Source organism: Pseudomonas sp. WJP1, assembly GCF_028471945.1.
GTDB lineage: Bacteria > Pseudomonadota > Gammaproteobacteria > Pseudomonadales > Pseudomonadaceae > Aquipseudomonas.
In genome coordinates this window covers 5,753,770-5,779,346 of record NZ_CP110128.1, presented here as the reverse complement: position 1 = coordinate 5,779,346, position 25,577 = coordinate 5,753,770, and the positions used below count along the sequence as shown (strand labels likewise).

Genomic DNA, 25,577 nt, shown 5'->3' with positions numbered 1-25,577 from the left:
TTATCCATTGTTGCGGCTATGTGTCGCCCGTTCCAATGAGGCCATCCCTGGACCTGCGAATCCATCATAAACACTGCGCAGGCCCGGCGTCTCAAACGAACAAGAAGGGCAATGACATGGCGACGTGCGGCGAAGTATTGGTCAAGTTACTCGAAGGTTACGGAGTCGAGCAGGTGTTCGGCATTCCCGGGGTTCACACCGTGGAGCTGTATCGCGGGCTGGCCCGTTCGAGCATCAACCACGTCACCCCGCGTCACGAGCAAGGCGCCGGCTTCATGGCTGACGGCTATGCCCGCACCAGCGGCAAGCCGGGTGTGTGCTTCATCATCACCGGCCCTGGCATGACCAACATCACCACGGCGATGGGCCAGGCGTATGCCGACTCGATCCCGATGCTGGTGATCTCCAGCGTACAGACCCGCAACCAGCTGGGCGGCGGTCGCGGCAAGCTTCACGAGCTGCCGAACCAGAGCGCACTGGTCGGTGGCGTGGCGGCGTTCTCCCATACCCTGATGTCGGCGTCCGAGTTGCCGGGCGTGCTGGCCCGTGCCTTCGCGCTGTTCCAGGCCGGTCGTCCGCGTCCGGTGCACATCGAAATTCCACTGGACGTATTGGTTGAAGAAGCCGACGACCTGCTGGCCAGCGTCCCGGTCAACATCGAGCGCGCCGGTGCCGCACCGTCCGCCGTGAGCCGCATGACCGAGCTGCTGGCCGGGGCCAAGCGTCCGTTGATCCTCGCCGGTGGTGGCGCCATCGATGCTGCCGCCGAGCTGACCGAACTGGCCGAACTGCTGGACGCGCCCGTCGCGCTGACCATCAATGCCAAGGGCATGCTGCACTCCGCTCATCCGCTGCTGATCGGTTCGACCCAGAGCCTGGTCGCCACCCGCGCACTGGTTGCCGAGGCCGACGTGGTGCTGGCCATCGGTACCGAACTGGCCGAGACCGACTACGACGTGACCTTCGCCGGTGGTTTCGAGATTCCTGGCAAGCTGCTGCGCGTCGACATCGATCCGGACCAGACCGTACGCAACTACCCGCCACACGTGGCCTTGGTCGCCGACTCGCGCAACGCCGCCCAGGCCTTGCTCAGCGCGCTGTCGCACAAGCCGTTGGCCGAGCGCCGTAACGATTGGGGCCAGGTGCGCGCCGCCCGTTTGCGCGAAGAGCTGGCCGCCACCTGGGATGCGCCGACTCTGGCCCAGACCCGTTTCCTGGAAACCGTCCTGCACGAACTGCCGAACGCGGTATTCGTCGGCGATTCGACCCAACCGGTGTACACCGGCAACCTGACCTTCAACCCGGAACGCCCGCGTCGCTGGTTCAACTCCTCTACCGGCTACGGCACCCTCGGTTACGCCTTGCCGGCGGCGATCGGCGCCTGGTTGGGCGGCACCGTCGAAGGCGGCGCGCGTCCGCCAGTGGTGTGCCTGATCGGCGACGGCGGCCTGCAGTTCACCCTGCCGGAACTGGCCAGCGCCGTTGAAGCGCGCACCCCGGTGATCGTGCTGCTGTGGAATAACCAGGGTTACGAAGAGATCAAGAAATACATGGTCAACCGTGCCATCGAGCCGGTGGGCGTGGACATCTACACCCCGGACTTCATCGGTGTGGCCAAGGCTTTGGGTTGCGCTGCCGAGGCGGTCAACGGTGTTGAACAACTGCGTACGGCATTGCGTGTGGCCACCGATCGCCAGGGTCCGACCCTGATTGAAATCGATCAGACCGAGTGGACGAAGGCGGTGTCGAAATGAGCTTTGCCACGACTTTTCCGACGACTCTGGATGGCCTTTTCATCGAGGGTAAATGGTCGGCGGGCAACGAACACTTGCGCGTGATCAACCCGGCCACCGAAGCGCTGTTGACCACGGTCAACGGCGGTGACGAACGCGCCGTCGATCTGGCCGTGGGCGCGGCAACCAAGGCTTTCGCCGCCTGGTCGCAAACCAGCGGCGCCGAGCGCGGTGCGATCCTGCGCAAGATTGCGCAGGGCGTGCAGGCCGGTCGCGAGCGCCTGATGCACTTGCAGTCGAGCAACAATGGCAAGCCATTGTTCGAAGCGGCCATCGACGTCGATGACGTGATCGCCACATTCGAGTATTACGCAGGTCTGGCCGAAGGGCTGGACGCGAAACAGGACAGCCCGGTTGAACTGCCGACCGACGATTTCAGTGCGCGCCTGCGTCGTGAACCTTGCGGTGTGGTCGGCCTGATCGTGCCGTGGAACTTCCCGATGGTCACCACTGCCTGGAAGCTCGCCCCGGCCCTGGCCGCCGGTTGCTGCGTAGTGCTCAAGCCCTCGGAAGTGACGCCGCTGCCAGAGCTGGAACTGGCGACGATCATTGCCCAGGCCGGCTTGCCTGCCGGTGTGTTCAACCTGGTGTGCGGCACCGGCCTGGCCGTTGGTGCGCCGCTGTCGGCGGACCCGCGTATCGCCAAGGTGTCGTTCACCGGCAGCAACGCGGTGGGCGTGCAGGTCATGCAACGGGCTGCGGAAACCGTCAAGGGCGTGAGCCTGGAACTGGGCGGCAAATCCTCCTTGCTGGTGCTGGCCGATGCCGACCTCGACCTGGCGGTGGAAGTGGCCTGCGGTGGCGGTTTCTTCAACGCCGGGCAGATGTGCTCCGCCACTAGCCGCGTGCTGGTCGCCGATGAGCTGGCCGATGAGTTCCTCAGCCGGGTGAAGGCCCGTGCCGAAGCCATCCGCGTGGCCGACCCGTTCGACCCGAACGTAGAGATGGGCGCGCTGGTCAACCAAGCGCAATACCAGCGTGTGCTCGGCCACATCGATCGCGGTTTGAGCGCTGGCGCCAAACTGGTTTGCGGCGGCAATCGCCCTGCAGACCTGCCGCGCGGATATTTTTTGCAGCCGACCGTCTTCACCGACGTGCCCCTGGACAGTGCGCTGTGGTGCGAAGAGATTTTTGGCCCGGTGATTTGCGTACGCCGTTTTGCCACCGAAGCCGAAGCGATTGCCTTGGCCAACGACAGCCAGTTCGGCCTGGTCGCCAGCGTCGTTACGCGTAACGCCGAAACGGCGGACCGCGTCGCCAACGCTTTGCAGGCGGGGCTTGTATGGATCAATGCGCCGCAAGTGATCTTCCCGCAGACCGCCTGGGGTGGCTACAAGCAGAGCAGCATTGGCCGCGAATTGGGGCCGTGGGGCTTGCAGGCTTTCCAGGAAATCAAGCACGTGATTCGCGCCGTCTGAAGGCCCGAAAAAGGTCAGCGCATGCCTCCTGTTGAGGCATGCGCCGGCGTCATGGCTTCAATGAATTTTTATCGATAGTCAGGTGTTTTACACGACCTCAGGATGAACCCGCTGGCTCAGTAAAGCCCCCGAAAATACGAGGGGTAACGCGGGTCCAGCCGCGCGGATGCAACAGTTTCGACCTGCCTTATACCTACAAAAACAAAGGGAGTCCGTAATGGGCGAGCATGATCTGAACAGACGTCAATTCATCAAGACCGTGGGCGTAGCCTCGGTTGCCGCGGCGGCCATGAGCCTGCCGTTCGTCAAGGCCAACGCCAGCGACACCCGCTTTCAAGGCAAGACCCTGCGCCTGCTGACCTGGTCCGACGACACCGGCCTGGCTGCACTGCGCAACATCGCCGCGACCTTTGAAGACAAGTACGGCTGCAAGGTCATCGCCGACCGCACCGGCAGTACCTCGGAAATGGTCGCCAAACTCAAGGCCGGCGGGGATCGTCCGCAATACGACATCATCACCCTGGCCGGCGTCGGTGCCGAAGGCCTGGCCGCCGCCAACCTGCTGGAAAAACCCGACCTCAACCGCATTCCCAACCTGGTCGACGTACCGGAAAAATACCGCACCGGCGCCAATGGTCACGGCATCGGTTACCTGCTCTGGTGCAACAGCCTGGTCTACAGCACGCGCACCATCAAGGAAGCGCCGAACAGCTACGCCGCCCTGTGGGACGCCGACCTGTCGCCGAACATCTTCCTGCCGCCGCCGAACTGGACCGAGGCCATGGACCTGATCATCATCGCCGCCAAACTGGCCGGTGGTGACGAACACAACATCGAGCCTGGCTTCAAGAAACTCGCTGAGCTCAAGGATCGTGTGGTGACCCTGGGCGAGAACCCGAACCAGATCGCCGAGCTGTTCCGCACCGGTTCCCTGGACATGGGTGGCCTGTACGCACCGGCCTTCTTCCCGAAACAGATCCGCGATCCGAACTACGGCCTGGGTGCCACCTTCGGCATGAAGGAAGGTTTCTACACCGACCTGATGCTCTCGGTGATGCCGAAGAATCGTCCTGGCGATACCGACCTGACCTACGCGTTCATCAACCACTCCCTGGACCCGTTGGTGCAGGGCAAGATGGCTGAAGACATCTACAACGGCCCGGTCAACGCCAAGGCGATCATCTCCGCCGAAGCACGCAAGAGCCCGTTCATCCTCACGCCTGAGCAGATTGCCGAGAAGGCGATCATGCACGACAACGCCTTCCTGGCCACCGTGCATGACCAATGGATTCGTCGTTACACGGAAATCTTTTCTTCCTGATCGTGTGACCTACACAGGATCTTCAAACACTGAAGATCCCTGTAGGAGTGAGCCTGCTCGCGATTGCGCACTGACATTTACCCACAATGTTGGCTGATAGATCGCCATCGCGAGCAGGCTCACTCCTACAAGGGACCGGGGTGGCCTGAGGTCCTGTGTTCGCCAGCAGCTTTCCATTGACGAGACCTTTGCTATGGAACACCAACCTTTGACCCATTCGGTCAGCGTCGCTGAGCCGCGCCCGAATCGGGGTGTTTCGCCGACGGCCCGTGCCTGGTTTTTTCTCACGCCGTCGATGCTGTTTCTGGGCGTGCTGATCGCCGCCAGCCTGCTGGTGCTGCGCATGAGCGTGGGCACCAAGGGCGCGGAATGGTCCGGGTTCAGCCTGGCCAGCTACGCCCAATTGCTCGAACCCTACTACCTCAAATCGCTGATGCTGACCCTGCGCCTGGCGCTGATCAGCGCGGTGATCGCGGTGATACTGGCGATCCCGGTGGCCTACACCATGTCACGCCTGACTTCGCCATTCGTGCGGCGGATTTTCCTCGCCGCGGTGCTGTTGCCGTTGCTGGTCAACCTGCTGCTGCAAAGCTACGGCTGGCTGGTGATTCTCGGTCCCGGCGGCATGCTCAACCAGGCACTGATGGGCCTGGGCCTGATCAAGCGCCCGATCATGCTGCTGTACAACCAGAACGGCGTACTGATGGGGCTGGTGCAAACCGCCTTCCCGCTGGCCGTGCTGCCGATTGCCAGCGCCATGCGCGGCGTCGCCCGCAGCTACGAAGAAGCTGCCGCCACCCTTGGCGCCAGTCGTCTGCAGGTGTTCCGCCAGGTGGTGCTGCCGATGAGCCTGCCGGGGATCATCACCGGCGCGACGCTGGTATTTGCCTACAACGCCAGCAGCTTCGTGGTGCCTTTGCTGCTTGGCGGTCGTCGCGTGCCGATGCTGGCGGTGATGGTGCATGACCAGATCGCCCCGCTGATGAACTGGCCCGCCGCATCCGCCGCTGGTGTGGTGCTGATCGTCACGACCCTCGCGATCATGACCCTGTCCGAATACATCACTGGCCGTCGTCGACGCATGCTGGAGGCTTCGCAATGAGTACCCTGATCAAGAAGCGCCAGTCGTTGTTGCCAGGTGATACCGGCAAGTTCGCCGGCATCCTCTCGGGCTTCATCCTGCTGCTGGCGGTGCTGCCGATCCTGACCATGATCGTCATGTCGTTCAGCGGCGCGTCGAACCTCGACTTCCCGCCGAGCAGCTACAGCCTGCAATGGTACAAGGCGGCCTGGCACACCTTCGTCTCGCCGGATGCCAGCGATGTGCTGAGCCTGGGCAAGGCCATGACCACCAGCCTGATGGTGGCGTGCCTGACCATGGTCTTCGCCACGCTGATCGCGGTGCCGGCGGCCTATGCGCTGACCCGTTGCGAATTCCGTGGCAAGGCGGTGGCCCTGCAACTGATGTCGCTGCCCCTGGTGTTCCCGATGGTGGTGCTGGGCCTGGCGTTGCTGCTGGTGTTCGACAGCCTGCCGTTCCAGATGACCACCTCGCGGCTGGTGATCGCCCACGTGATCCTGGCGTTGCCGTTCGTGGTGAAGAACTGCACGGCGGCCATGCTCTCGATTGGCAACGAAGTCGAGGAGGCCGCGCAAATGCTCGGCGCTTCACCGCTGCGGGCGATTGTCGACGTGGTGGTGCCGTTGATGAAGTCGGGGATCCTGGCGGGCATGCTGCTGGCGTTCATCGTCTCGTTCAACGAATTCACCGTGACTTATTTCCTCTACACCATCGATGTGATGACCGTGCCGATCTGGATGTACAGCCGCACCGTGTCTTCGCTCGACCCCACCGTATTTTCGTTTGCCGTGCTGATCGTGCTGATCGACTTCGTCCTGATCTGGGCGCTGGAGAAGCTGGTTGGTGAAGGTGGCGTTTCGTTCTGATTTCTTGAGGTGCTTTATGTCTGGTCTGATTCTGGAAAACGTCGAGAAACACTACGGCTCGGCCTGCGCGGTAAAGGATGTAAACCTGCATTTGCCCGAGGGCAAACTGGTGTGTTTCCTCGGGCCTTCGGGCTGCGGCAAAACCACCTTGCTGCGGATGATCGCCGGGCTGGAAACCCTGACCGGCGGCGAGATTCGCCTGGATGGCGAGGATATCGGCCAAACGCCTGCGCACCTACGCAATTTCGGCATGGTGTTCCAGTCCCTGGCGCTGTTCCCGCACATGACCGTGGGCGAGAACATCGCCTATCCACTGAAACTGCGCGGGGTCAGCAAGGCTGATCAGCAGGCGCGGGTGGTGGAGTTGCTGGAATTGATCCAGCTGCAACCGATGATTGATCGGCCGGTGGCGAAACTCTCCGGTGGCCAGCGTCAGCGCGTGGCGATTGCCCGTGCGATTGCCAATCACCCGAAAATCCTGCTGCTCGACGAACCGCTGTCGGCGCTGGACGCCAAGCTGCGTGAGTCGATGCAGGTGGAAATCCGCCAGCTGCAACAGCGCCTGAACATCACCACCATCATGGTCACCCATGACCAGCGCGAGGCCATGACCATGGCCGATATCGTCGTCGTGCTGGGCGAGCACCGGGTGCAGCAGGTGGGTACGCCTATCGAGATCTACCGCCACCCGGCCAACGAATTCGTCGCGGACTTCATCGGCTCGGGCAACATCTTCCCGGCCACGGCGCTGGGCAACGGCAAGGTCAGCCTGCCGGGCGGCGATGCGCTGCAAGTGCCGATCTGCAGCAGCATTGTGGTCGGTGAAAAAGTGAAGATGCTGATTCGCCCGGAAGACCTGCAACTATCGGCACCGCAAGCCACGGCGGGTAACCGCTTGCTGGGCAAGGTGACGTTCGTGCGCGATATCGGCGCGACCATCGAGACGACGGTCGAGTGTTCTGGGGTGTCGTTTACGGCGTTGAGCACGCCGTGTCAGGGGATTGGCTTGAGCGTTGGGCATCCGGTGTCGGTGACATTGCCGGCGGAGGCTTGCCGCGTACTCGGCGCCTGATCCGGATTTGATGGTGGCCTTTCTGGCCTAATCGCGAGCAGGCTCGCTCCTACAGTGGATCTTGGGTGTTCACAAATGTTGTGTTCACTGGAGATCCAATGTGGGAGTGAGCCTGCTCGCGATAGGGCCGGTGGGAGCAGCACAAATCTCAGCTAAACACTCAACCGCAACCGCGCCAGATCCCTCAACGGCGGAGCCCCGAACAACCGGCTGTACTCCCGGCTGAATTGCGAAGGGCTTTCATACCCCACCCGATACCCCGCCGCCGAAGCTTCCAGGCCTTCGGCCAACATCAGGCGCCGCGCTTCCTGCAGGCGTAGCTGCTTCTGATACTGCAGCGGACTCATCGCCGTCATCGCCTTGAAGCGGTGATGCAGGGTCGACACGCTCAGGTTCACTTCCTTTGCCAGGTCATCGATGCGCAGCGGCTGCTCGAAGTTGCCATTGAGCCACTTGATCGCCTGGCTGATGCGATGACTCTGGCTGTTGGCAATAGCGATTTCATACAGCCGGTGCCCCTGCTTGCTACGTAGCAACCGGTAGAGAATTTCCCGGCGAACCAGCGGCGCGAGCATGGCGATGTCTTTCGGTGTGTCGAGCAACCGTGCCAGGCGCAGCACGGCGTCGAGCATTGCGCTGTCGAGTTGTTCGACATACAAGCCGCGCCCGGTCGGCCGGGTGGGCAAGCCGAGGGGCCCGACGTCGGCGATCAGCGCAGTGATTTCCGTCGGGTCGATGTCCAGCCGCACCGCGAGGATCGGTTCTTCGACCGAAACATTCACCACCCGCCCACTGAGCGGCATCGAAACCGAGACCACCAGGTAATTCAGCGGGTCGTAATTGAAGTACTCGTCGGCCAGGCGAACTTCCTTGCGACCCTGGGCCATGATGCACAGCGCCGGTTGTGCAAGCACCGGGGCGAAATCGTGGTTCTGGCTGTGGCGCGACATGAACAGCGAGCCGACAGCGGTGGCATAAGTGCCATCTTCGGCGGTGTTGCGACGGATGATCGCCGCCAGTTCCGCGCGCTGCTTTTCCATGTCGGCGTCCAGCGGAGCTTGCGGCGGCTGTGAAAAGTGATCGAGAGACGACATGCAAGGCATCCTCGGCAAGGCATGGGTGATGGGGCAGAGCATATGTTTGTGCAAGCAACAGCGGTAGACACATCCTGCCTGATGCTTGCCTGATTCTGCACGGGGTTATTCCGTGTCATGGACAAGGCAGGACGCAGACGGGAAAACTTGCTTGAAACTCGTATCGCAGCACCCCGGCAGTGTTTTACACATTGTTACAGGCAGCCCACTCACGCTCGCAGGATTGTGCAACACGCCGGCAGGAATCGACTAACGACAGGCGCATGTCGGCCTTTAATCTTGGATCCTGTCGCAGCCCGTCCCCTGGCTGCCACGCGACTCCCCGGGAGGGTTGAACATGTCAAAGCAGATCCCCGTCAGTCATATGGCCTTTGTCCGGGCGCGCCCTGGGCGTTCTCAAGAGCTGGGTGTTCGCCTGAGCGCGCTGATCGAGCCGTCCCGCGCAGCGCCAGGTTGCCTGAGCTTTGCCTTGCAACACTCGCAATGCGATCCGCAGCTGTGGCTGGTGTCCGGTTTCTGGACCAGCCAGCAGGCCATGACCGCGTACTTCGGCACGCCGGCCATGGAGGTTTTTGCCGAACTGGTGCAGGAGCTGGTGGTCGACAGCCTGGATTTTCACACCTTCAAGGAGGTGTCGGCGGCACAGGCGTTGCGTCAGTCCGGGGCGGCAGTACACAAACTGGCCGGTTGAGGGTTTAATGGCAACATTCTCAACCAGCCAGGATGCGCGACATGGCACGCAAAGCCTTTGAACACTTCGAAGCCGTTTCAGCCGTAGTACCGGGCGAGGGTGGTTACCATGCCGCAATCGCCGTCAAAGCGTTGGGTGGTTCCGGCGCCCCGCGTTTTCACAAAGTGCTGGAAGGCCAGACCTTCAAGACCGCCCATGATGCCGATCTGGCGGCCGCCAAAGAGCTGACCCGCCTCAAGGACGTCAAAGAAGACGCCGACCTGCTCTGGTAATTACTTCACCGCCCCCGGGCGATACATCTTGAATAACGCCTCAGGCCCCAGCTGGAAATAATCCGCCGGCCCACCGCCGCGCAGGATCGGTTCTGCCGCGGCGGTGTCGTACACCCCATCCTTCAACAGCCACTTGGCGATGTGCACGGCGACCACTTCGCCGAGAATCAGCCAGCTCGGCACCACATTTCCGTCCGCCCGCTGCAGCTGAATGATCTGGGTGACCTTGCATTCGAAGGACACCGGGCTTTCGGCAACCCGTGGCACCGCGATGACTTTCGAGGCGACGGTTGTCAGCCCGGCCAATTCGAACTCATTAACCTGCGGACCGACAGCGGCGCAGCTCTGGTTCATCTGCTCGGCCAATGGCCGGGTGGCCAGGTTCCAGGCGAATTCACCAGTTTGTTCAATGTTGTTCAGGCTGTCTTTGCGCCCGATGCTGGAAAAACCAATGATCGGCGGAATGTAGTTGAAGGCGTTGAAAAAGCTGTAGGGCGCCAGGTTCAAGTGGCCTTCGGCATCCTGTGAAGAAATCCAGCCAATGGGACGCGGGCCGACGATCGCGTTGAACGGATCATGGGGCAGGCCGTGGCCGTTGGCGGGTTCGTAATAGTGGATGTCGTCGGTCATGGCCGGTCTTCCTGGAGGCGTGAATCGGAGGAGCGCCATAGTGCAAGGGCAGGCCGCTGATTTCCAGTCGGATGAAATGCCTATGGGAGGAATCTGCTCAGCCCCAGAAATGACTAAGCCCGGCCGAAGCCGGGCTTTGGTGCCGCTGTTTAGGATTAGCTGACGGAAGCACCGCCAGTACGATCGTAGCCATCTTCTGCGACGGTGGCGCCGCCGGTGCGGTCATAGCCGTCTGCGGCGACGGTGGCGCCGCCGGTGCGGTCATAGCCGTCTGCGGCGACTGTGGCGGAACCGGTGCGGTCATAACCGTCTGCTGCAACAGCGGAGCCGGTACGGTCATAACCGTCGGCGGCGAAGGTGTTGGCGGCCAGTACGGACAGGGCGATGGCGAGGAACAGTTTGGTTTTCATCTTCATTTCTCCAGGTTCTTTGGCGTTTTGTCTCTTGGGCATGGGTTTCATGCTACGCCAATTAAACTGATTAAAAAGCGCAAAATAATGTTAGAAGCAATCGATTAAGTAGATGTTAACGCCGATAGACGTCAGCGCTTTCAGGGGCTGAATGGGCGCATGGCAGTTAATCGATCAGGCAGGTTCAGGATGAGGGGAGCGCATTAACTCGTGATTAATCCGCTCTTTTGCCCGTGTGACAGATTTTTCATAAAGCGCCTACCCATTTTTCACCCACTGACCTCCAGTCTGCGCACCGCGGCATCACCCGAAGAAAGGGTCGTCATGAATACTGGAGCTCTATCCCCGATGAATAAACTTCCTCAAATCACCCTGGCGTTCTGGGTGATGAAAATCTGCGCGACGACTCTGGGGGAAACCGCCGGAGATTTGCTGTCGATGACCCTTAACGTGGGCTATGCCATCAGCTCGCTGATTTTGATCAGCGTGTTTGTGCTGACACTGGCTGCGCAATTGATGGCGAAAACCTACAAGCCGGTGCTGTACTGGATCGTGATCCTGTCGACCAGCACGGCGGGCACCACCATGTCCGACTTCATGGACCGCACCCTTGAACTGGGCTACGCCACGGGCTCGATGATCCTGATTGCGGTTTTGATAGGGATTTTTGCCGCCTGGCGCCTCAGCGGCGATTCGCTGAACGTGACCAAGGTCCAGACCTTTCGCGGTGAGATGTTCTATTGGATGGCGATTCTGTTTTCCAACACCCTGGGCACCGCACTTGGCGATTACCTGGCCGATGATTCGGGGCTTGGCTTTGCCGGTGGTGCGCTGTTGATCGGCTCGGCCATTGCGTTGGTCGTGCTATTCAAATACTTCACGAAAATTTCGTCGGTGCTGTTGTTCTGGGTGGCGTTTGTGCTTACCCGGCCGTTCGGCGCGACGCTGGGTGATTTCCTGACCAAGCCCCATGAAAAGGGTGGCCTGGACTTCGGCACTGTCGGTTCATCGCTGGTGTTGGCGGGGATTCTGGTGGTGATGATTGCGGGGGCTTCGTATGCGCAGAACAAATACGGTAAACGGGCGGCAGCCGAGTTGACTTGATACCGAGGTGCCCCCTTCGCGGGCAAGCCTCGCTCCTACAGTTCGATGCCGTTCACACATTTGTGATCGACTCAAACCTGTAGGAGCGAGGCTTGCCCGCGAAGAGGCCGGTATGACCGACCTCGATGCGGCTGTCAGTCAGTGACGATCCGCGAATGCTTGCGGGTGTCCTTCATGGTGACATACACCAGCAACGACACGGCGATGCACGCGGTGACATACCAGTAGTAACCGGTTTCCATGCCAATGCTCTTGAACCACAGCGCGATGTATTCAGCGGTACCGCCGAAGATCGACACGGTCAGGGCGTACGGCAGGCCAACGCCCAGGGCGCGGATTTCGGTCGGGAACAGCTCGGCTTTGACCACTGCGTTGATCGAGGTGTAGCCGCTGACGATGATCAGTGCCGCCATGATCAGGAAGAACGCGCCCCACCAGGTCGTGATGGTGTGCAGGGTGGTGAGGATCGGCACGGTGAAAATCGTGCCCAGTACGCCAAAGGCGATCAGGATCGGACGACGGCCGATCTTGTCCGACAGGCCACCGATGATCGGTTGCAGGCACATGAACAGGAACAGCGTGGCGGCAGAGATGGTGGTGGAATCGGAAATGCTCATGCCGACGGTGTTCACCAGGTATTTCTGCATGTAGGTGGTGTAGGTGTAGAACGCCAGGGTACCGCCCATGGTCAGGCCGACCACGGTCATCAGTTCCTTCGGATGGCGCATCAAGGTGCGCATCGCGCTTTCCTTGGCCTTTTCCTTCTTGGTGAACGACTCGGTTTCTTCCATGCCACGACGCAGGTACAGCGCGACCACGGCACACAGCGCGCCGATGGCGAACGGGATGCGCCAGCCCCAGGCGTACAGCTCTTCGGTGGTCAGTACGTTTTGCAGGATGATCAGTACGCCCAGTGCGATGAGCTGGCCGGAGATCAGGGTCACGTACTGGAAGCTGGAGTAGAAACCACGACGTTCCTTGGTTGCCATCTCGCTGAGGTAAGTGGCGGAGGTGCCGTATTCGCCACCGACCGACAGGCCTTGCAGCAAGCGGGCGAACACCAGCAGGATCGGCGCACCGATACCGATGATTTCATAGCCCGGGCTCAGGGCGATCAGCAGCGAGCCGAAGCACATCAGGTACACCGAGGCCATCAGGGCCTTCTTGCGTCCGACCTTGTCGGCGTACAGGCCCATCAGCCATCCGCCGATAGGGCGCATCAGGAAGCCCACGGCGAAGATCGCAGCGGTGTTCAGCAGTTGTGCGGTGGTGTCGCCTTTGGGGAAGAAGGTCTTGGCGAAATAGAGGGAGAAAGCGGCGTAGACATACCAGTCATACCACTCGACCATGTTGCCGACGGAACCGCTGAAGATCGACTTGATGCGGCTGGAGGTGGTTCGTTCTTTTGTCGGCGCGGCAACCGACCCACGGGGCAGGGTATTGGAGTTATCCATTGAAGGATCCTTCGTCTAATTATTTTTTGTGGAGCGCGAATAAACGCAGCCTGCGGGGGCTATAGCAGGAGCTGTGCCAAGAGGGAGAGGGCCGGTTTAGAGGGGTATTGAGGTTTGATTGAGCGGAAATCCGCTTATTCTGGAGAGGGTGTAAGCGAAAAACCGCTTAACAGTTCCTGAAGTTGCTTTGCGTGTACCGGCCTCATCGCGAGCAGGCTCGCTCCCACAAGGGGGCGATGTGCACAGCTCAAATGTGGGAGCGAGCCTGCTCGCGATGAGGCCAGAAGAAGCACTGCAAGAATCAGTTCTCTTGCAGGAACATCTCCCGCGTCAGTCCATGCCGCTGCATCTTTTCATTAAAGGTACGGCGCGGCAGTTGCAGCTCTTCAAGCACCGCTTTCACATCACCCTTGTGCCGGGTCAACGCGGCGCGCAGGCACTGCGCTTCAAAGGCTTCCTGCTGCGCTGCCAGAGACTGACCCGGCTCGATGCCCGCCGGTACAGGCTCGCCAAGACCCAACACCTGGCGCTCGGCAACGTTGGCCAGTTCGCGCACATTGCCGGGCCAGTCGTGGTTCAACAGATGGCTCAACTGCGGCCCGCTCAACGGTGCAAAGGTGCGCCCCAGGCGCTCGGCGGCACTCTGTGCAAAGGCCTCGTACAACAAGGGAATGTCTTCGCGCCGGTCGCGCAACGGTGGCAGGCGCAATTCTGCGACGTTCAGGCGGTAAGCCAGGTCTTCGCGAAAACGTCCGGCCCGTGCTTCGTCGAGCAGGTCCGGCTTGGTCGCGGCGATGATGCGCAGATCCACACGAATACTCTGGTTCGAGCCCAGGCGCTCAAGCTTCTGCTCCTGCAACACCCGCAGCAATTTCACCTGCTGCGCCAGGGGCATGCTTTCGATTTCATCGAGAAACAGCGTGCCGCCATCGGCGTATTCGAGCTTGCCAATGCGCTTGCCTTGGGCGCCGGTGAACGCGCCGCTTTCGTGGCCAAACAGCTCGGCCTCGAACAGTTGTTCGGGGATAGCCGCGCAGTTCAAGGCGACGAAGGGTTTAGCGGCGCGTGGGCCGAAGTCGTGCAGACAGCGGGCAACCAGCTCCTTGCCGCTTCCGGTTTCACCGCGGATCAATATGTTGACCGGCAACGCCGCCAGGTCCAGAACTTGCCGCCGCAACGTTTGCAAGCCCCGGGACACCCCCAGCAGCGTCGCGTCGAGTTTGGCACGGTTGTCAGCCTGCTCATGCAGGGCGCGGTTTTCCAGCACCAGCCGGCGCTTGTCCAGCGCGCGGCGCAGGCTGCCAAGCAGGGTCTGCGGGCTGAAGGGTTTTTCGAGGAAGTCGTAGGCGCCATCGCGCATCGCATCGACCGCCATCGGCACGTCGCCATGGCCGGTCAGCAGAATCACCGGCAAGTCGGCATCGCGGCGCTGGACTTCGGCCAGCAGTTCCAGCCCGGACATGCCAGGCATGCGCACGTCGCTGAGGATCACGCCGGGGTAATGCGCGGGCAGTTGCGCCAGGCATTCATCGGCGCGGCTGAACAGTTGCACCTGGAAACCCGACAGGCTCAGCCATTGTTCGACGGCGCTGCGGATGCTGCTTTCGTCGTCGACCACCATTACTGAATTGAGCATGTGCCAGGGGCCTCCGGATCGATAGGCAAGGTGAGTGTGAACACCGCGCCGTTGTCGTGATTATCGGCGCTCAGGCGTCCGCCCGATTCATGAACGATGGCAAAGGATACGGCCAGACCGATGCCCAGGCCATCGCCCACCGGTTTGGTGGTGAAAAAGGGATCGAAGACCTTCGACAGGTTTTCTTCGGCGATGCCGCCGCCATTGTCGATGACGCTCAGGCGCCACAGTTGTTCGTCGGCTTCGAGGCGGATTTCCAGGCGTTTGCAGGGTTTATCCTGCATCGCATCCAGGGCGTTGCGCAGCAGATTGATCAACACCTGTTCCAGGCGAATCGCATCGCCGCGCACCCACGCCGGGCGCGTCAGGTGCAGCACGGTGCTGACCTGTTCGTCGCGCAGGCGAGTGTCGAGCAGCTCAAGCGATTGGTCCACCACCGCCGCCAGGTCCAGGCGTTCACGCAAGCCGCTGGGGCTTTTGCGGGCGAAGGTTTTCAGGTGGCCGGTGAGGGCGGCCATGCGCGTCAGCATGTCATCCACAGGTTTGAGTGCCTTGTAGGCGTCGTCGACCCGGCCGTGTTCGAGCAGCAGGCGCAAGGTCGCCAGCTGCATGCGCTGGGCGGTCAGCGGCTGATTGATTTCATGGGCGAGCGCCGCCGACATCTGGCCCAGGGCCGCGAGTTTGGCCGATTGCACTAGGCCGTCCTGGGCGGTGCGCAGGTCGCGGGTGCGTTCTTCCACCAGCTGTTCGAGTTCTTCACGACTGCGCTGGCGCATTTTCGCCAGGCGCCAGCGCTGATTGAGAAACAGCAGCAGGAACACCAGCGTCAGCCACAAGCCGGCCGCGGCGAGGGCGGCGTTGCGACTGTCCTCGAACGCCACTTGCGGACGACGCAGCAGGTGTAGCGTCCAGCCCTCGGCGGTCAAAGGCAGGGATTCCCACAGGTAATCCGTTTTGCCGTCCGGCCCGTCGACCCGCGCCAGTTCGCTGTTGTCGTCGAATCGGCGCAGCGATTGATAGTCGAGCAGCGTCAGCGGCTGCTTGTCGTATTGGCGGGTGGCCTTGAGCTCGGCTTGATCGCTGTCGCTCAGCGGTTTCAATTGGCGATAGCGCCAGCCCGGCTGATTGGCGATGAAGATAATCCCGCGTGCATCGCTGACCAGCAGCGTGTCGCTGCCCTGGCGCCATTCGCGCTCCAGCTCGGGAAACTCCAGCTTCACCACCATGGCGCCGAGAAACTGCCCGTCGTCATTGGTCACGGCGCTGGACAGAAAGTAACCCGGTATCCCGCTGGTCACCCCCACGGCATAAAAACGCCCGGTGCCCTGGGTTCGGGTCTGGTTGAAGTAGGGGCGAAAACCATAGTTATGGCCGACGTAACTGCTGGGCAAACGCCAGTTGCTTGCCGCAACGGCAAAGCCAGTACGATCGAGCAGTTCCAGGGTCGAGGACTCGGCGGCGCCGTTGATCTTTTCCAGCTTGCGGTTAAGCACCTCCTGTTGTTCGGGGCTTACCGGGCCTTTGAGTGCGTCACGCAATTGAGGGTCCAGCGCCAGCACCGAGGGCAGGGCGCGGTAGCGTTCGATCAGGGTATGCAGCGACGTGGCGTACAGCGCCAATTGCTGATTGGCACGGGCCGCGTCTTCAACCAGGGATTGGCGTACGGTGTGGCGCATGGCCAGGGTGGCAGCAATGGCGGCACCGGCGATGATCAGCACGGTGTACAGCGCCAGGCGCAGGGATCGGGAAGTCGGCAGCATGCAGTGGACAACAGGTGAAAATGAGGGGGAGCACCATACCATGTGGACGGCAGTCATCTCTCGCCCGAAACCATGCGCTGGCGCGGGTTTTACCGTGATGGTCGATTGCAGGCGTTTCAGCTTGTTACCAGCCAAAAAAAACCGGCCTGTCGTTGCCGACCGGCCGGTTTTTTCAGGAGGGTTCAGTGCAGTTTATTGCACTTCTACCGCCAGGCTTTCACTGATCTTTTGCTGCCAGATGGCAGGACCGGTGATGTGTACCGACTCGCCCTTGCTGTCGACTGCAACAGTCACAGGCATGTCTTTCACGTCGAACTCGTATATGGCTTCCATCCCCAGTTCGGCGAAAGCAACAACGCGAGACTTCTTGATCGCTTGCGCCACCAGGTAAGCCGCGCCGCCCACTGCCATCAGGTAAACGGCCTTGTGGTCCTTGATCGCGTCGATCGCGGTCGGGCCACGCTCGGATTTGCCGATCATGCCCAGCAGGCCGGTTTGCTCGAGGATCTGACGGGTGAACTTGTCCATCCGCGTTGCGGTAGTAGGACCGGCAGGGCCAACCACTTCTTCGCGCACCGGATCGACCGGGCCAACGTAGTAGATGAAGCGACCTTTCAGGTCCACCGGCAGGGTTTCACCCTTGTTCAGCATCTCGACCATGCGCTTGTGCGCGGCGTCGCGACCGGTGAGCATCTTGCCGTTGAGCAGGACGGTTTCGCCCGGCTTCCAGCTCTGCACTTCTTCCGGGGTCAGGGTGTCGAGGTTGACCCGACGGGCCGACGGGCCGGCTTCCCAGACGATTTCCGGGTAGGCGTCCAGCGGTGGCGCTTCCAGGGAGGCTGGGCCGGAACCGTCGAGCACGAAGTGTGCGTGACGGGTGGCGGCGCAGTTCGGGATCATGCACACCGGCAGGGACGCGGCGTGGGTCGGGTAATCCATGATCTTCACGTCGAGCACGGTGGTCAGGCCACCGAGGCCCTGGGCGCCGATGCCCAGTTGGTTGACCTTCTCGAACAGCTCCAGGCGCATTTCTTCGATGCGGTTCTGCGGGCCGCGGGCTTTGAGCTCGTGAATGTCGATGGATTCCATCAACACTTCCTTGGCCATCACCGCGGCTTTCTCGGCGGTGCCGCCGATGCCGATGCCGAGCATGCCCGGTGGGCACCAGCCGGCGCCCATGGTCGGAACGGTCTTGAGCACCCAGTCGACGATCGAGTCGGACGGGTTGAGCATGGCCATTTTCGACTTGTTCTCGGAACCGCCGCCCTTGGCCGCCACGTCCACTTCCACGGTGTTACCCGGAACGATGGAGTAGTGGATAACGGCCGGGGTGTTGTCCTTGGTGTTTTTACGAGCGCCCGCCGGGTCGGCGAGGATCGAGGCACGCAGGACGTTTTCCGGCAGGTTGTAAGCCCGGCGCACGCCTTCGTTGATCATGTCGTCCAGGCCCATGGTGGCGCCATCCCAACGTACGTCCATGCCTACACGCACGAACACGGTGACGATGCCGGTGTCCTGGCAGATCGGGCGGTGGCCGGTGGCGCACATCCGCGAGTTGATCAGGATTTGCGCCATCGAATCGCGGGCCGCTGGCGATTCTTCGCGCAGGTAGGCCTCGTGCATCGCCTGGATGAAATCCACGGGGTGGTAGTAGGAAATGAACTGCAGGGCGTCGGCAACGCTCTGAATCAGGTCGTCTTGCTTGATCACGGTCATGAGTCGCGCTCCTCTAAAAGACGGGAACATTCAATAAGGTGCTTGCAGCTTGGGTGCATCGGTCGGTTGCAAGCACCTTTCAAGGCACGCCGGGCATGCTGGCGCGACGCTAAAAAGGCGCGGCAGTATACCTCGCCTCGGTTCCGGGTACACGCGCCGGCAGTCAATCGTTGGTTGTAGACGTCCCGAAACGCTTCGATATGGAAAGAGATATTCACGTGTTCAGGTATAAAAAATAAATTTTTATACCTGTCATTTTTGACAGTATCCAATTAAGCAGTCGTGTTATAGGTTAAAAGCGCAGTCAATAAGTCTGCCGTAAAATCACCTACGGAGTGGATGCGATGAATAGTTTGGAAAAAAACGATGCGTTGGCGAGCCTGGAAGAAGTCACGAAATTTATTCAGTCTCACAAGTCAAAAGCTGCTACCGGCCACATATCGTTCACTTTTGGCGGCACTAAATATCGCTGGGAGCACGTGCTTGCTGTAGTAGCGGGGCGCACCGTATTAACCGCGACGCACGATGATTCGGGTGAGCCTATGAACGGTACTCTATTGATCACCTTTCCAAACACTCTCACGGCAGGACAACCGATAAATTTTGGGCTAGGTGAAGCTCAGGCAGCGGCCGTTTTTGTTTTTGGTGATTATCCGTCGTTTCCTGGGTTGGGCCCTGTTTTTACGTTGACAAAATCCACGCCAGGAAGCCATTACGAAGGTACTTTCAGTTGTGCAAACCTGTTTTTGACCGAGGGAACATTTAGTATCTCTGCCTGACATCGTTAGCCCGCCAGGGACATACATTTAACCTATATGTCCCTGCGGGTGATTTACGTCCCCCCTCGTACAGGAGTCGCGAAGCATGAACATCTGCCAAAATATGATTCGTCTCACTAACGTGGCATCCGACCTGTAGAGTAGGATACTCAAGCAGCCTCCCTTCGCACGGTGAGTCAACGATTGACCCATAACGCCATCCAGCGCCTGTTGCTCAAACGTTTTGGCCTCGCAGCCGGCACCTACGCCCTGGCTCTGCTACTGCTGTGGCTGGCGTTTTTCACTGGCCATTACGATGTACCACTGGCCGATGTCGCGGTCGGCAGCGCGCTGGTGGTCATCAGCCAGGCGGCGTTGTTCGTGGTGTTCTACAGCGGTTGCAACCTGCGTTTTTCCGACCCCAGCCTGACCGAGCCGCAAGTGCTGCTGGGGCTGGGCTGGCAAACCTGGTTGATTGCCAATCTGGATGAGGCCCGCGGCGCGTTCCTGGTGTTCTACGTGCTGATTCTGTTGTTCGGGCTGTTTCATCTGTCGCGCCGTGCCTTTGCGCGGTGCGCGTTGCTGGTGTTTTTCAGTTTCAGCGCGATCACGCTGTGGGAGGGCTACCACTTCCAGCTGGCCGATCCGGCGCTGGCCGTGTTGCAGGTGTGCGTATTGTTTATCGTGCTGGTCTGGCTGGAGTTGTACGCCCGTTATGTCCAGGCCTCGCGCCTGCGCATGCGTCAGCGCCGCTTCGCCTTGCAGGCGCACCAGGACACGTTGCGCGGGATGATGCGCCAGCTCGAGGACCTGGTGGCCACCGACGAATTGACCGGACTGTTCAATCGCCGGCATTTCCTGCGCCTGGCTTCGCGCGAACTCAAGGCCATGGACGCCAGCGTCGTGCATGGCCTGGCGCTGATCGACCTCGATCATTTCAAACGCATCAACGACGTTCACGGCCATGCGGCGGGCGATCAGGTGTTGCAGGCATTTGCCGGCGTGGCGTCGGCCTGCCTGCGCGACGGTGATGTCCTGGCGCGCTACGGCGGAGAAGAGTTCGTGGTGTTGCTGCCTGATTGCGATGCCGAGCGATTGACGGCTTGTTGCGAGCGGCTGCGCCTCGCCTTTATCGATGTCGAGTTGATCGGCTTGAAGGTCGGCAGTCTCAGCCTGTCCGCCGGTATGACCCTGTTGTTACCGGGCGATGATCTTGACGAGGCCTTGCAGCGGGCCGACCAGGCGCTTTATCGGGCCAAGCGTGACGGCCGCAACCGGTGCGCGGCGGCATGGGAAAACGTCGATGCCTGAGTTGCGTGTTGGCGACCGCCAATGGTCAGTGGCAGCTGGCAGTAATCTGCTGGATGCCCTGAATCAGAACGGCGTGTCGGTGCCTTACAGCTGTCGTGCCGGCAGTTGCCATGCGTGCCTGGTGCAATGCGTGCAAGGGCTGCCGAGCGACAGCCGCCCCGACGCCTTGAGTGCAGAGCAGCGCCAGCAAGGCTGGCGCCTGGCATGTCAGTGTCAGGTGGTCGAGGACTTGCAGGTGCACACCTTCGACCCGCAGCAGGACGGTCGCCCGGCCGAGGTCGCCGCCGTCGATTGGCTGAGCCCCAGCGTGTTGCGCTTGCGCCTGACTGCACAGCGGCCATTGCGCTACAGCGCCGGCCAGCATCTGGTGCTATGGGCGGGCAACGTGGCGCGGCCATATTCCCTCGCCAGCCTGCCGGAAGAGGACCGCTTTCTTGAGTTTCACCTCGATTGTCATCAGTCGGGGGAATTTTGCGATGCGGCCCGTCACCTGAGCATCGGTGATCCGATCCGCCTTGGCGAATTGCGCGGCGGGGCTTTGCACTACGATCCGGACTGGCACGATCGACCGCTGTGGCTGATGGCCGCGGGTACCGGGCTGGGGCCGTTATTTGGCGTGTTGCGCGAAGCGTTGCGTCAGGATCATCGGGGCGCCATTCGCGTCATTCACCTGGCCCATGACGCCAATGAGCATTATCTGGCCAAACCGCTGCAAGCCATGGCGGCCAGCCGCCCGAACCTCAGTATCGAGCTGTGGACTCCGGCCGAGTTGCCGGCGGCTTTGGCGCAGCTGCGGCTGGTTTCTCGGCAAACCCTGGCCTTGGTCTGTGGGGCACCGGACAGCGTCGATGCGTTTGCCCGGCGCTTGTATCTGGCGGGATTGCCGCGCAATCAACTGTTGGCCGATGTGTTCCTGCCCCGTGGTTGAGTGAATCATTCCGTTGTACCGGAAGACAAAAAATCCTGTCATGACAATGGCAGGATTTTGTGTTTATGCCGGCGAAAAAAAAGACTTACGGTCAGTCTAGCTGTCAGTTTTGACAGTGGTTTTCCCGATCTCCCTGGGCTCTACTGTTCACTCCACAAGGACACTGGCCGAGCTACCTGGCGTCGGTCACAAATCACGGTTTGAAGGAGCAAAAAAGTGTCAGCACTCGATCAACTCACACCTATTCTCGATCCCGTTTTTGGTAACGGCGGTGTTTCTTCTTTAAGATTTGCTGGCATTTCCAAGGATTTGTACGTCTTTGGTCTTACAGCAGCCGCGGATGGGAGAATTTATTACACCGGTCGATTCGATTATAGAGAAGACGACGTCAAGTACATGCTCGGACGCCTTAATGCGGATGGATCGCCAGACTATACGTTTGCAGATGGCGGTCTCATTGTTGACTCGTTTGGGCATTGGTCAGATGGGAAGGCCATTTACCTGCTTGATAATGGGAAAGTTCTTTTGGTGGGGAAAAAGGAATCGAACACTACGCTGGCTCGGTATGAGCACAATGGTGTTCTTGACTTGACGTTCGGTACCCGCGGCAAAGTAATGCTTGATGCTACAGATGCTGTTTCTGTCACTTCGCAGGATCCGGAATCAACCCGTATGGAACAGGGGGCGCTTGCCACGACCCCCGTGCAATTGTTGCCCGACGGGAAAATTCTGGTGGGTGTTGCACAGGATCAGTCATCCAGCTATATCAACAGGCTTTACCGGCTACAGAGTGATGGTTCTCCTGATCTGAGTTTCAACGACCTCGGCTACATCGACGTGCGACCACCTGACACTCCCGGTAACGATAATTCAGTACTGAAAAACGTGTTGGTTCAGGCGGATGGAAAGTACTTGGTCTGTGGTCAAACGCTTGTATCACGCGCCTTTGTCGCTCGCTATAACACAGACGGTCAACTGGACCGCACTTTCGGAGGAACAGGATTCGTGGTAGTGCGGCCCACCGACCACCTACATATGTTTAACGAACTTATGCTTCAACCCAATGGGCGAATTTTGTGCTCAGGCTACCGCGACCCGGGGGAAACGGGACTTCTTGCCAGCTTTGAACCCGATGGCAGTTTCAATATTCAATTCAACGCTGGTCAGCCGCTGTACATCAGGGTGGAGCAGAGTACGATTTTCAGCCGATCTGTGATGCAAGCAGACGGCAAATTCCTGGTCTCCGGTGTGGCGCCTAAGGGCAGCGCATCACTGTTTCGTTTTGAAAGCAGTGGCAGGCTCGACCTCTCCTTTAACGGAACCGGCTGGGCTCGCACGGGGTTTTCTACAAGACGATGGGAGATTGCCATGACAGCGCAGGGCGATGGAAAAATACTGATTGCGGGCTACGACAACGATAACCAATGCTCGGTGATTTCGCGTTATCTGCCTTAATTTTCGATGCGGTATCTCACCCTCAGCGTGCAAAACGTGCGCAGCTACGGCCGTGCATGACGAGCTGCAGTGGGTGCGCTCTTCTTGGCATCAGGCGGCGTTTTGCGGTACTGACAGATCTGTTAGGCACGGGGAGGGATCATGAATTTTGATCAAAAAAAGGCCCCCCAGCGCGAACTGGGAGGCCTGTTTATTGGCGAAGGTCTCAGACCATCGGATCGCCAACGTGCAGGATCTTCATCCCATTGGTGCCACCAGTGGTGTGGTAGCTGTCGCCCTTGGTCAGGATGACCCAGTCGCCTTTCTGCACGACGCCGCGCTTGACCAGCTCGTCGATCGCCTTCTGGCTGACTTCGTTCGGCGCCAGCGAAGCCGGGTCGAACGGAATGGTGTACACGCCACGGAACATTGCAGCGCGGGCCTGGGCTTCACGGTGCGGAGTGAACGCGTAGATCGGCACCGAGGAACGGATGCGCGACATGATCAGCGGGGTGTAGCCGCTTTCGGTCAGGGCGATGATCGCTTTTACGCCCGGGAAGTGGTTGGCGGTGTACATGGTCGCCAGCGCAATGCTCTCGTCACAGCGCTGGAACTCTTTGCCGATGCGGTGGCTGGAGGTCTTGCTGGTCGGGTGCTTTTCAGCGCCGATGCAGATGCGCGCCATCGCTTGCACGGCTTCCAGCGGATACAGGCCGGCAGCACTTTCTGCCGAGAGCATCACGGCGTCGGTGTAGTCGAGCACGGCGTTGGCTACGTCGGACACTTCGGCGCGGGTTGGCATCGGGTTCTGGATCATCGACTCCATCATCTGGGTCGCCACGATCACGGCCTTGTTGTGGCGGCGTGCGTGCAGAATGATCTTCTTCTGGATACCCACCAGTTCGGCGTCGCCGATTTCCACGCCCAGGTCACCACGGGCCACCATCACGGCGTCGGAGGCATTGATCAGGCCATCGAGGGTTTCGTCGTCGGCCACGGCTTCGGCACGTTCGATCTTCGCCACCAGCCAGGCGGTACCGCCGGCTTCGTCGCGCAGTTGACGGGCGTATTCCATGTCGGCGGCGTCGCGCGGGAAGGACACGGCGAGGTAGTCGACCTGCATTTCGGCAGCGAGCTTGATGTCGGCCTTGTCTTTCTCGGTCAGGGCCGGTGCGGTCAGGCCACCACCGCGACGGTTGATGCCTTTATGGTCCGACAGCGGGCCGCCGATGGTCACGGTGCAGTTCAGTTCGGTGGCGGTGGCGGTATCGACGCGCATCACCACACGGCCGTCGTCGAGCAGCAGCTCGTCGCCTACACCGCAGTCCTTGACCAGGTCCGGGTAGTCGATGCCGACCACTTGCTGGTTGCCTTCGGTCAGGGGATGGCTGGTGGAGAAGGTGAATTGATCACCGATCTTCAGCTCGATCTTCTTGTTGGCGAATTTGGCGATACGGATTTTCGGGCCTTGCAGGTCACCCAGCAGGGCCACGAAGCGACCGTGCTTGGCAGCCAGGTCACGCACCAGCTTCGCGCGAGCCTTGTGCTCGTCGGGGGTGCCGTGGGAGAAGTTCAGGCGGGCGACGTCCAGGCCAGCCAGGATCAGCTGTTCGAGAACTTCCGGCGAGTTACTGGCCGGGCCAAGGGTGGCGACGATTTTGGTACGACGGACGGACATGCAAAGACTCCTGAGTTCAAGCGCTGAGTGAGGCTACTATGCTCTTGGGGTGTAGTCATTGTTCATGTGCACTACTTATTCGTTTGTTTATTGAACCGAACACTTTTGGTTACCGGCCGCCTGAAGATTTTCGCCCACGGGTCGATACAGAGCTCAAGTCAGGAGAACTCCCATGCGATTCGTGCTCATAGCCGTCCTTGCCCTCAGTGTCGTGGGCTGCACCCGTTGGTCGATGAACCACCATTTGAACCTGGCCTACAGCGCCTATGACCGTGGCAATTGCGAGCAGGTGACGCTCGAGCTGTCCAAAGTGGAACGCGCCAGCCGCGCGCGGCCATATGTGTGGCCGGAAGTGTCGATGCTGCGCGGTTTGTGCCTGGAACGGCAGAAACTGTTTGTCGATGCGGCGCAGACCTACCAGTTCATCCTCGCGTCCTATCCGCAAAGTGAATACGCCTACCGCGCCCAGGCCCGTCTGGAAACCTTGCAAGCGCTGGGTCATTACCCGTTGCGCAGCTCGGCGGCGGTGCGCCCCACCCGCTTCTGATTACGTTTCTCATTCAATGGCTGGCTCACCGGTGACGGTGAGCTATAGTCGAATAAGCCGGTTCGGAGCCTTGCCTCCAAACCGAGGTAACACCTGTGATCGGCAGGAGTAAGCGGCAGCGGTTCATGGACTGCCGCACCAGGATCGGGGAGAGCGCGCCCATGCCTGATTCAACAAGAGGCAGGCCCGTTCCGAAGCATTAGTGCGGCCCTGCTTAAGGGCCTGGCATAGCGAATTCAGCATGTTCACTCACCGCCGGATCGAGCGGCATCAACTGCCGTATTTTCTGAAAGTGTTCAACCGCATTACCGACAAACCGATTGGCTACCTGGGCAACGTCTCCGAAGACGGGCTGATGCTCATCAGCCAGCTGCCAATGATGATCGGTGCGGATTTCGATTTGCGCCTGAAAATCCCCGCGAGCGGCGGGTGCATGCAGGTCATCGACCTGCGGGCGTGTTGCCTGTGGTGCCATGAAGACGCAACCCCCCACTACTATGACGCCGGGTTCAGCCTGCAACGGGCACCGCCGGAGTATGGGCAGCTGGTGGAGGCGTTGAGGCAGTATTTCAGCTTTCAGCCATTGCCGGCTTCGGCTTGATG

General features: G+C 60.4%; 23 protein-coding genes. 15 read left to right on the top strand and 8 right to left on the bottom strand.

Going from position 1 to position 25,577, the window contains the following annotated elements; genetic code table 11:
• The first annotated feature begins 116 nt into the window (after window positions 1-116).
• The 6 genes from OH720_RS25955 (at window position 117) to OH720_RS25930 (ending at window position 7,551) form a co-directional block, all read left to right on the top strand.
• Window positions 117-1,754: a 5-guanidino-2-oxopentanoate decarboxylase gene (locus OH720_RS25955; protein ID WP_272603405.1), complete on the top strand. Its 1,638-nt coding sequence runs from the start codon at window positions 117-119 to the stop codon at window positions 1,752-1,754.
• Window positions 1,751-3,211 carry an aldehyde dehydrogenase family protein gene (locus tag OH720_RS25950; RefSeq protein ID WP_272603404.1) on the top strand — a complete coding sequence of 487 codons (1,461 nt, stop codon included), beginning with the start codon at window positions 1,751-1,753 and terminating at the stop codon, window positions 3,209-3,211. The genes OH720_RS25955 and OH720_RS25950 overlap by 4 nt, the downstream gene beginning before the upstream one ends.
• A gap of 217 nt (window positions 3,212-3,428) precedes the next feature.
• Window positions 3,429-4,532 (top strand): extracellular solute-binding protein, encoded by a 1,104-nt coding sequence (locus OH720_RS25945; protein WP_008061921.1) that lies wholly within the window; start codon window positions 3,429-3,431, stop codon window positions 4,530-4,532.
• A gap of 193 nt (window positions 4,533-4,725) precedes the next feature.
• On the top strand, window positions 4,726-5,634 hold the full coding sequence (locus OH720_RS25940; RefSeq protein WP_008061922.1) for an ABC transporter permease: 909 nt from the start codon (window positions 4,726-4,728) through the stop codon (window positions 5,632-5,634).
• The gene (locus OH720_RS25935; RefSeq protein WP_272603403.1) at window positions 5,631-6,479 is read left to right on the top strand and encodes an ABC transporter permease; all 849 of its coding nucleotides are present in this window, start codon (window positions 5,631-5,633) and stop codon (window positions 6,477-6,479) included. Before OH720_RS25940 ends, OH720_RS25935 begins: the two co-directional genes overlap by 4 nt.
• A gap of 16 nt (window positions 6,480-6,495) precedes the next feature.
• Entirely contained in the window at window positions 6,496-7,551 is a 1,056-nt protein-coding gene (locus OH720_RS25930; RefSeq protein WP_180205216.1) for an ABC transporter ATP-binding protein, read from the top strand.
• Window positions 7,552-7,703: 152 nt separating this feature from the next.
• Here OH720_RS25930 and OH720_RS25925 read toward each other — a convergent pair whose 3' ends face one another.
• Window positions 7,704-8,645: an AraC family transcriptional regulator gene (locus tag OH720_RS25925; RefSeq protein WP_272603402.1), complete on the bottom strand. Its 942-nt coding sequence runs from the start codon at window positions 8,643-8,645 to the stop codon at window positions 7,704-7,706.
• 337 nt (window positions 8,646-8,982) lie between these two features.
• Between OH720_RS25925 and OH720_RS25920 the strand changes: the two genes are divergently transcribed.
• Window positions 8,983-9,336: a putative quinol monooxygenase gene (locus tag OH720_RS25920; RefSeq protein WP_272603401.1), complete on the top strand. Its 354-nt coding sequence runs from the start codon at window positions 8,983-8,985 to the stop codon at window positions 9,334-9,336.
• A gap of 41 nt (window positions 9,337-9,377) precedes the next feature.
• The gene (locus OH720_RS25915) at window positions 9,378-9,608 is read left to right on the top strand and encodes a hypothetical protein (RefSeq protein WP_008061930.1); all 231 of its coding nucleotides are present in this window, start codon (window positions 9,378-9,380) and stop codon (window positions 9,606-9,608) included.
• Here OH720_RS25915 and OH720_RS25910 read toward each other — a convergent pair whose 3' ends face one another.
• Window positions 9,609-10,238 carry a flavin reductase family protein gene (locus tag OH720_RS25910; protein ID WP_272603400.1) on the bottom strand — a complete coding sequence of 210 codons (630 nt, stop codon included), beginning with the start codon at window positions 10,236-10,238 and terminating at the stop codon, window positions 9,609-9,611.
• A gap of 155 nt (window positions 10,239-10,393) precedes the next feature.
• Window positions 10,394-10,648 (bottom strand): hypothetical protein, encoded by a 255-nt coding sequence (locus OH720_RS25905; protein WP_272603399.1) that lies wholly within the window; start codon window positions 10,646-10,648, stop codon window positions 10,394-10,396.
• 348 nt (window positions 10,649-10,996) lie between these two features.
• Here OH720_RS25905 and OH720_RS25900 point away from each other — a divergent pair, with 348 nt between their 5' ends.
• Entirely contained in the window at window positions 10,997-11,752 is a 756-nt protein-coding gene (locus OH720_RS25900) for a COG4705 family protein (RefSeq protein WP_272603398.1), read from the top strand.
• A 134-nt stretch (window positions 11,753-11,886) separates the two neighbouring features.
• Here the strand turns inward: OH720_RS25900 and OH720_RS25895 are convergent, their stop codons facing one another.
• From OH720_RS25895 to OH720_RS25880, 4 genes are all read right to left on the bottom strand, one after another.
• Window positions 11,887-13,206, bottom strand: coding sequence for an MFS transporter (locus OH720_RS25895; RefSeq protein ID WP_272603397.1), 1,320 nt, complete (start codon window positions 13,204-13,206; stop codon window positions 11,887-11,889).
• A gap of 301 nt (window positions 13,207-13,507) precedes the next feature.
• Window positions 13,508-14,842 carry a sigma-54-dependent transcriptional regulator gene (locus OH720_RS25890; protein ID WP_272603396.1) on the bottom strand — a complete coding sequence of 445 codons (1,335 nt, stop codon included), beginning with the start codon at window positions 14,840-14,842 and terminating at the stop codon, window positions 13,508-13,510.
• Window positions 14,827-16,602, bottom strand: a complete 1,776-nt coding sequence (locus OH720_RS25885) for a sensor histidine kinase (protein WP_272603395.1) — start codon at window positions 16,600-16,602, stop codon at window positions 14,827-14,829. The genes OH720_RS25890 and OH720_RS25885 overlap by 16 nt, the downstream gene beginning before the upstream one ends.
• A gap of 192 nt (window positions 16,603-16,794) precedes the next feature.
• Complete coding sequence (locus OH720_RS25880) at window positions 16,795-18,318, bottom strand: fumarate hydratase (RefSeq protein ID WP_008061943.1); 1,524 nt, start codon at window positions 18,316-18,318, stop codon at window positions 16,795-16,797.
• A 344-nt stretch (window positions 18,319-18,662) separates the two neighbouring features.
• On the opposite strand from OH720_RS25880, the gene OH720_RS25875 reads away from it, so the two are divergent.
• The 4 genes from OH720_RS25875 to OH720_RS25860 all read left to right on the top strand — a co-directional run bounded on the left by OH720_RS25875 (window position 18,663) and on the right by OH720_RS25860 (window position 22,770).
• Entirely contained in the window at window positions 18,663-19,097 is a 435-nt protein-coding gene (locus OH720_RS25875; RefSeq protein WP_272603394.1) for a hypothetical protein, read from the top strand.
• 183 nt (window positions 19,098-19,280) lie between these two features.
• A complete protein-coding gene (locus OH720_RS25870; protein ID WP_272603393.1) occupies window positions 19,281-20,387 on the top strand; it encodes a GGDEF domain-containing protein in 1,107 nt (368 codons plus the stop codon).
• Entirely contained in the window at window positions 20,380-21,315 is a 936-nt protein-coding gene (locus OH720_RS25865; RefSeq protein WP_272603392.1) for an iron-sulfur-binding ferredoxin reductase, read from the top strand. Before OH720_RS25870 ends, OH720_RS25865 begins: the two co-directional genes overlap by 8 nt.
• Window positions 21,316-21,531: 216 nt before the next feature.
• Window positions 21,532-22,770, top strand: coding sequence for a hypothetical protein (locus OH720_RS25860; protein WP_272603391.1), 1,239 nt, complete (start codon window positions 21,532-21,534; stop codon window positions 22,768-22,770).
• Between the two features lie 205 nt (window positions 22,771-22,975).
• Here the strand turns inward: OH720_RS25860 and pyk are convergent, their stop codons facing one another.
• Complete coding sequence (gene pyk, locus OH720_RS25855) at window positions 22,976-24,427, bottom strand: pyruvate kinase (protein WP_272603390.1); 1,452 nt, start codon at window positions 24,425-24,427, stop codon at window positions 22,976-22,978.
• Window positions 24,428-24,599: 172 nt separating this feature from the next.
• On the opposite strand from pyk, the gene OH720_RS25850 reads away from it, so the two are divergent.
• A complete protein-coding gene (locus OH720_RS25850) occupies window positions 24,600-24,974 on the top strand; it encodes a tetratricopeptide repeat protein (protein ID WP_008058695.1) in 375 nt (124 codons plus the stop codon).
• A gap of 241 nt (window positions 24,975-25,215) precedes the next feature.
• The gene (locus OH720_RS25845; protein ID WP_272603389.1) at window positions 25,216-25,575 is read left to right on the top strand and encodes a PilZ domain-containing protein; all 360 of its coding nucleotides are present in this window, start codon (window positions 25,216-25,218) and stop codon (window positions 25,573-25,575) included.
• The last annotated feature ends 2 nt before the right edge of the window (window positions 25,576-25,577 follow it).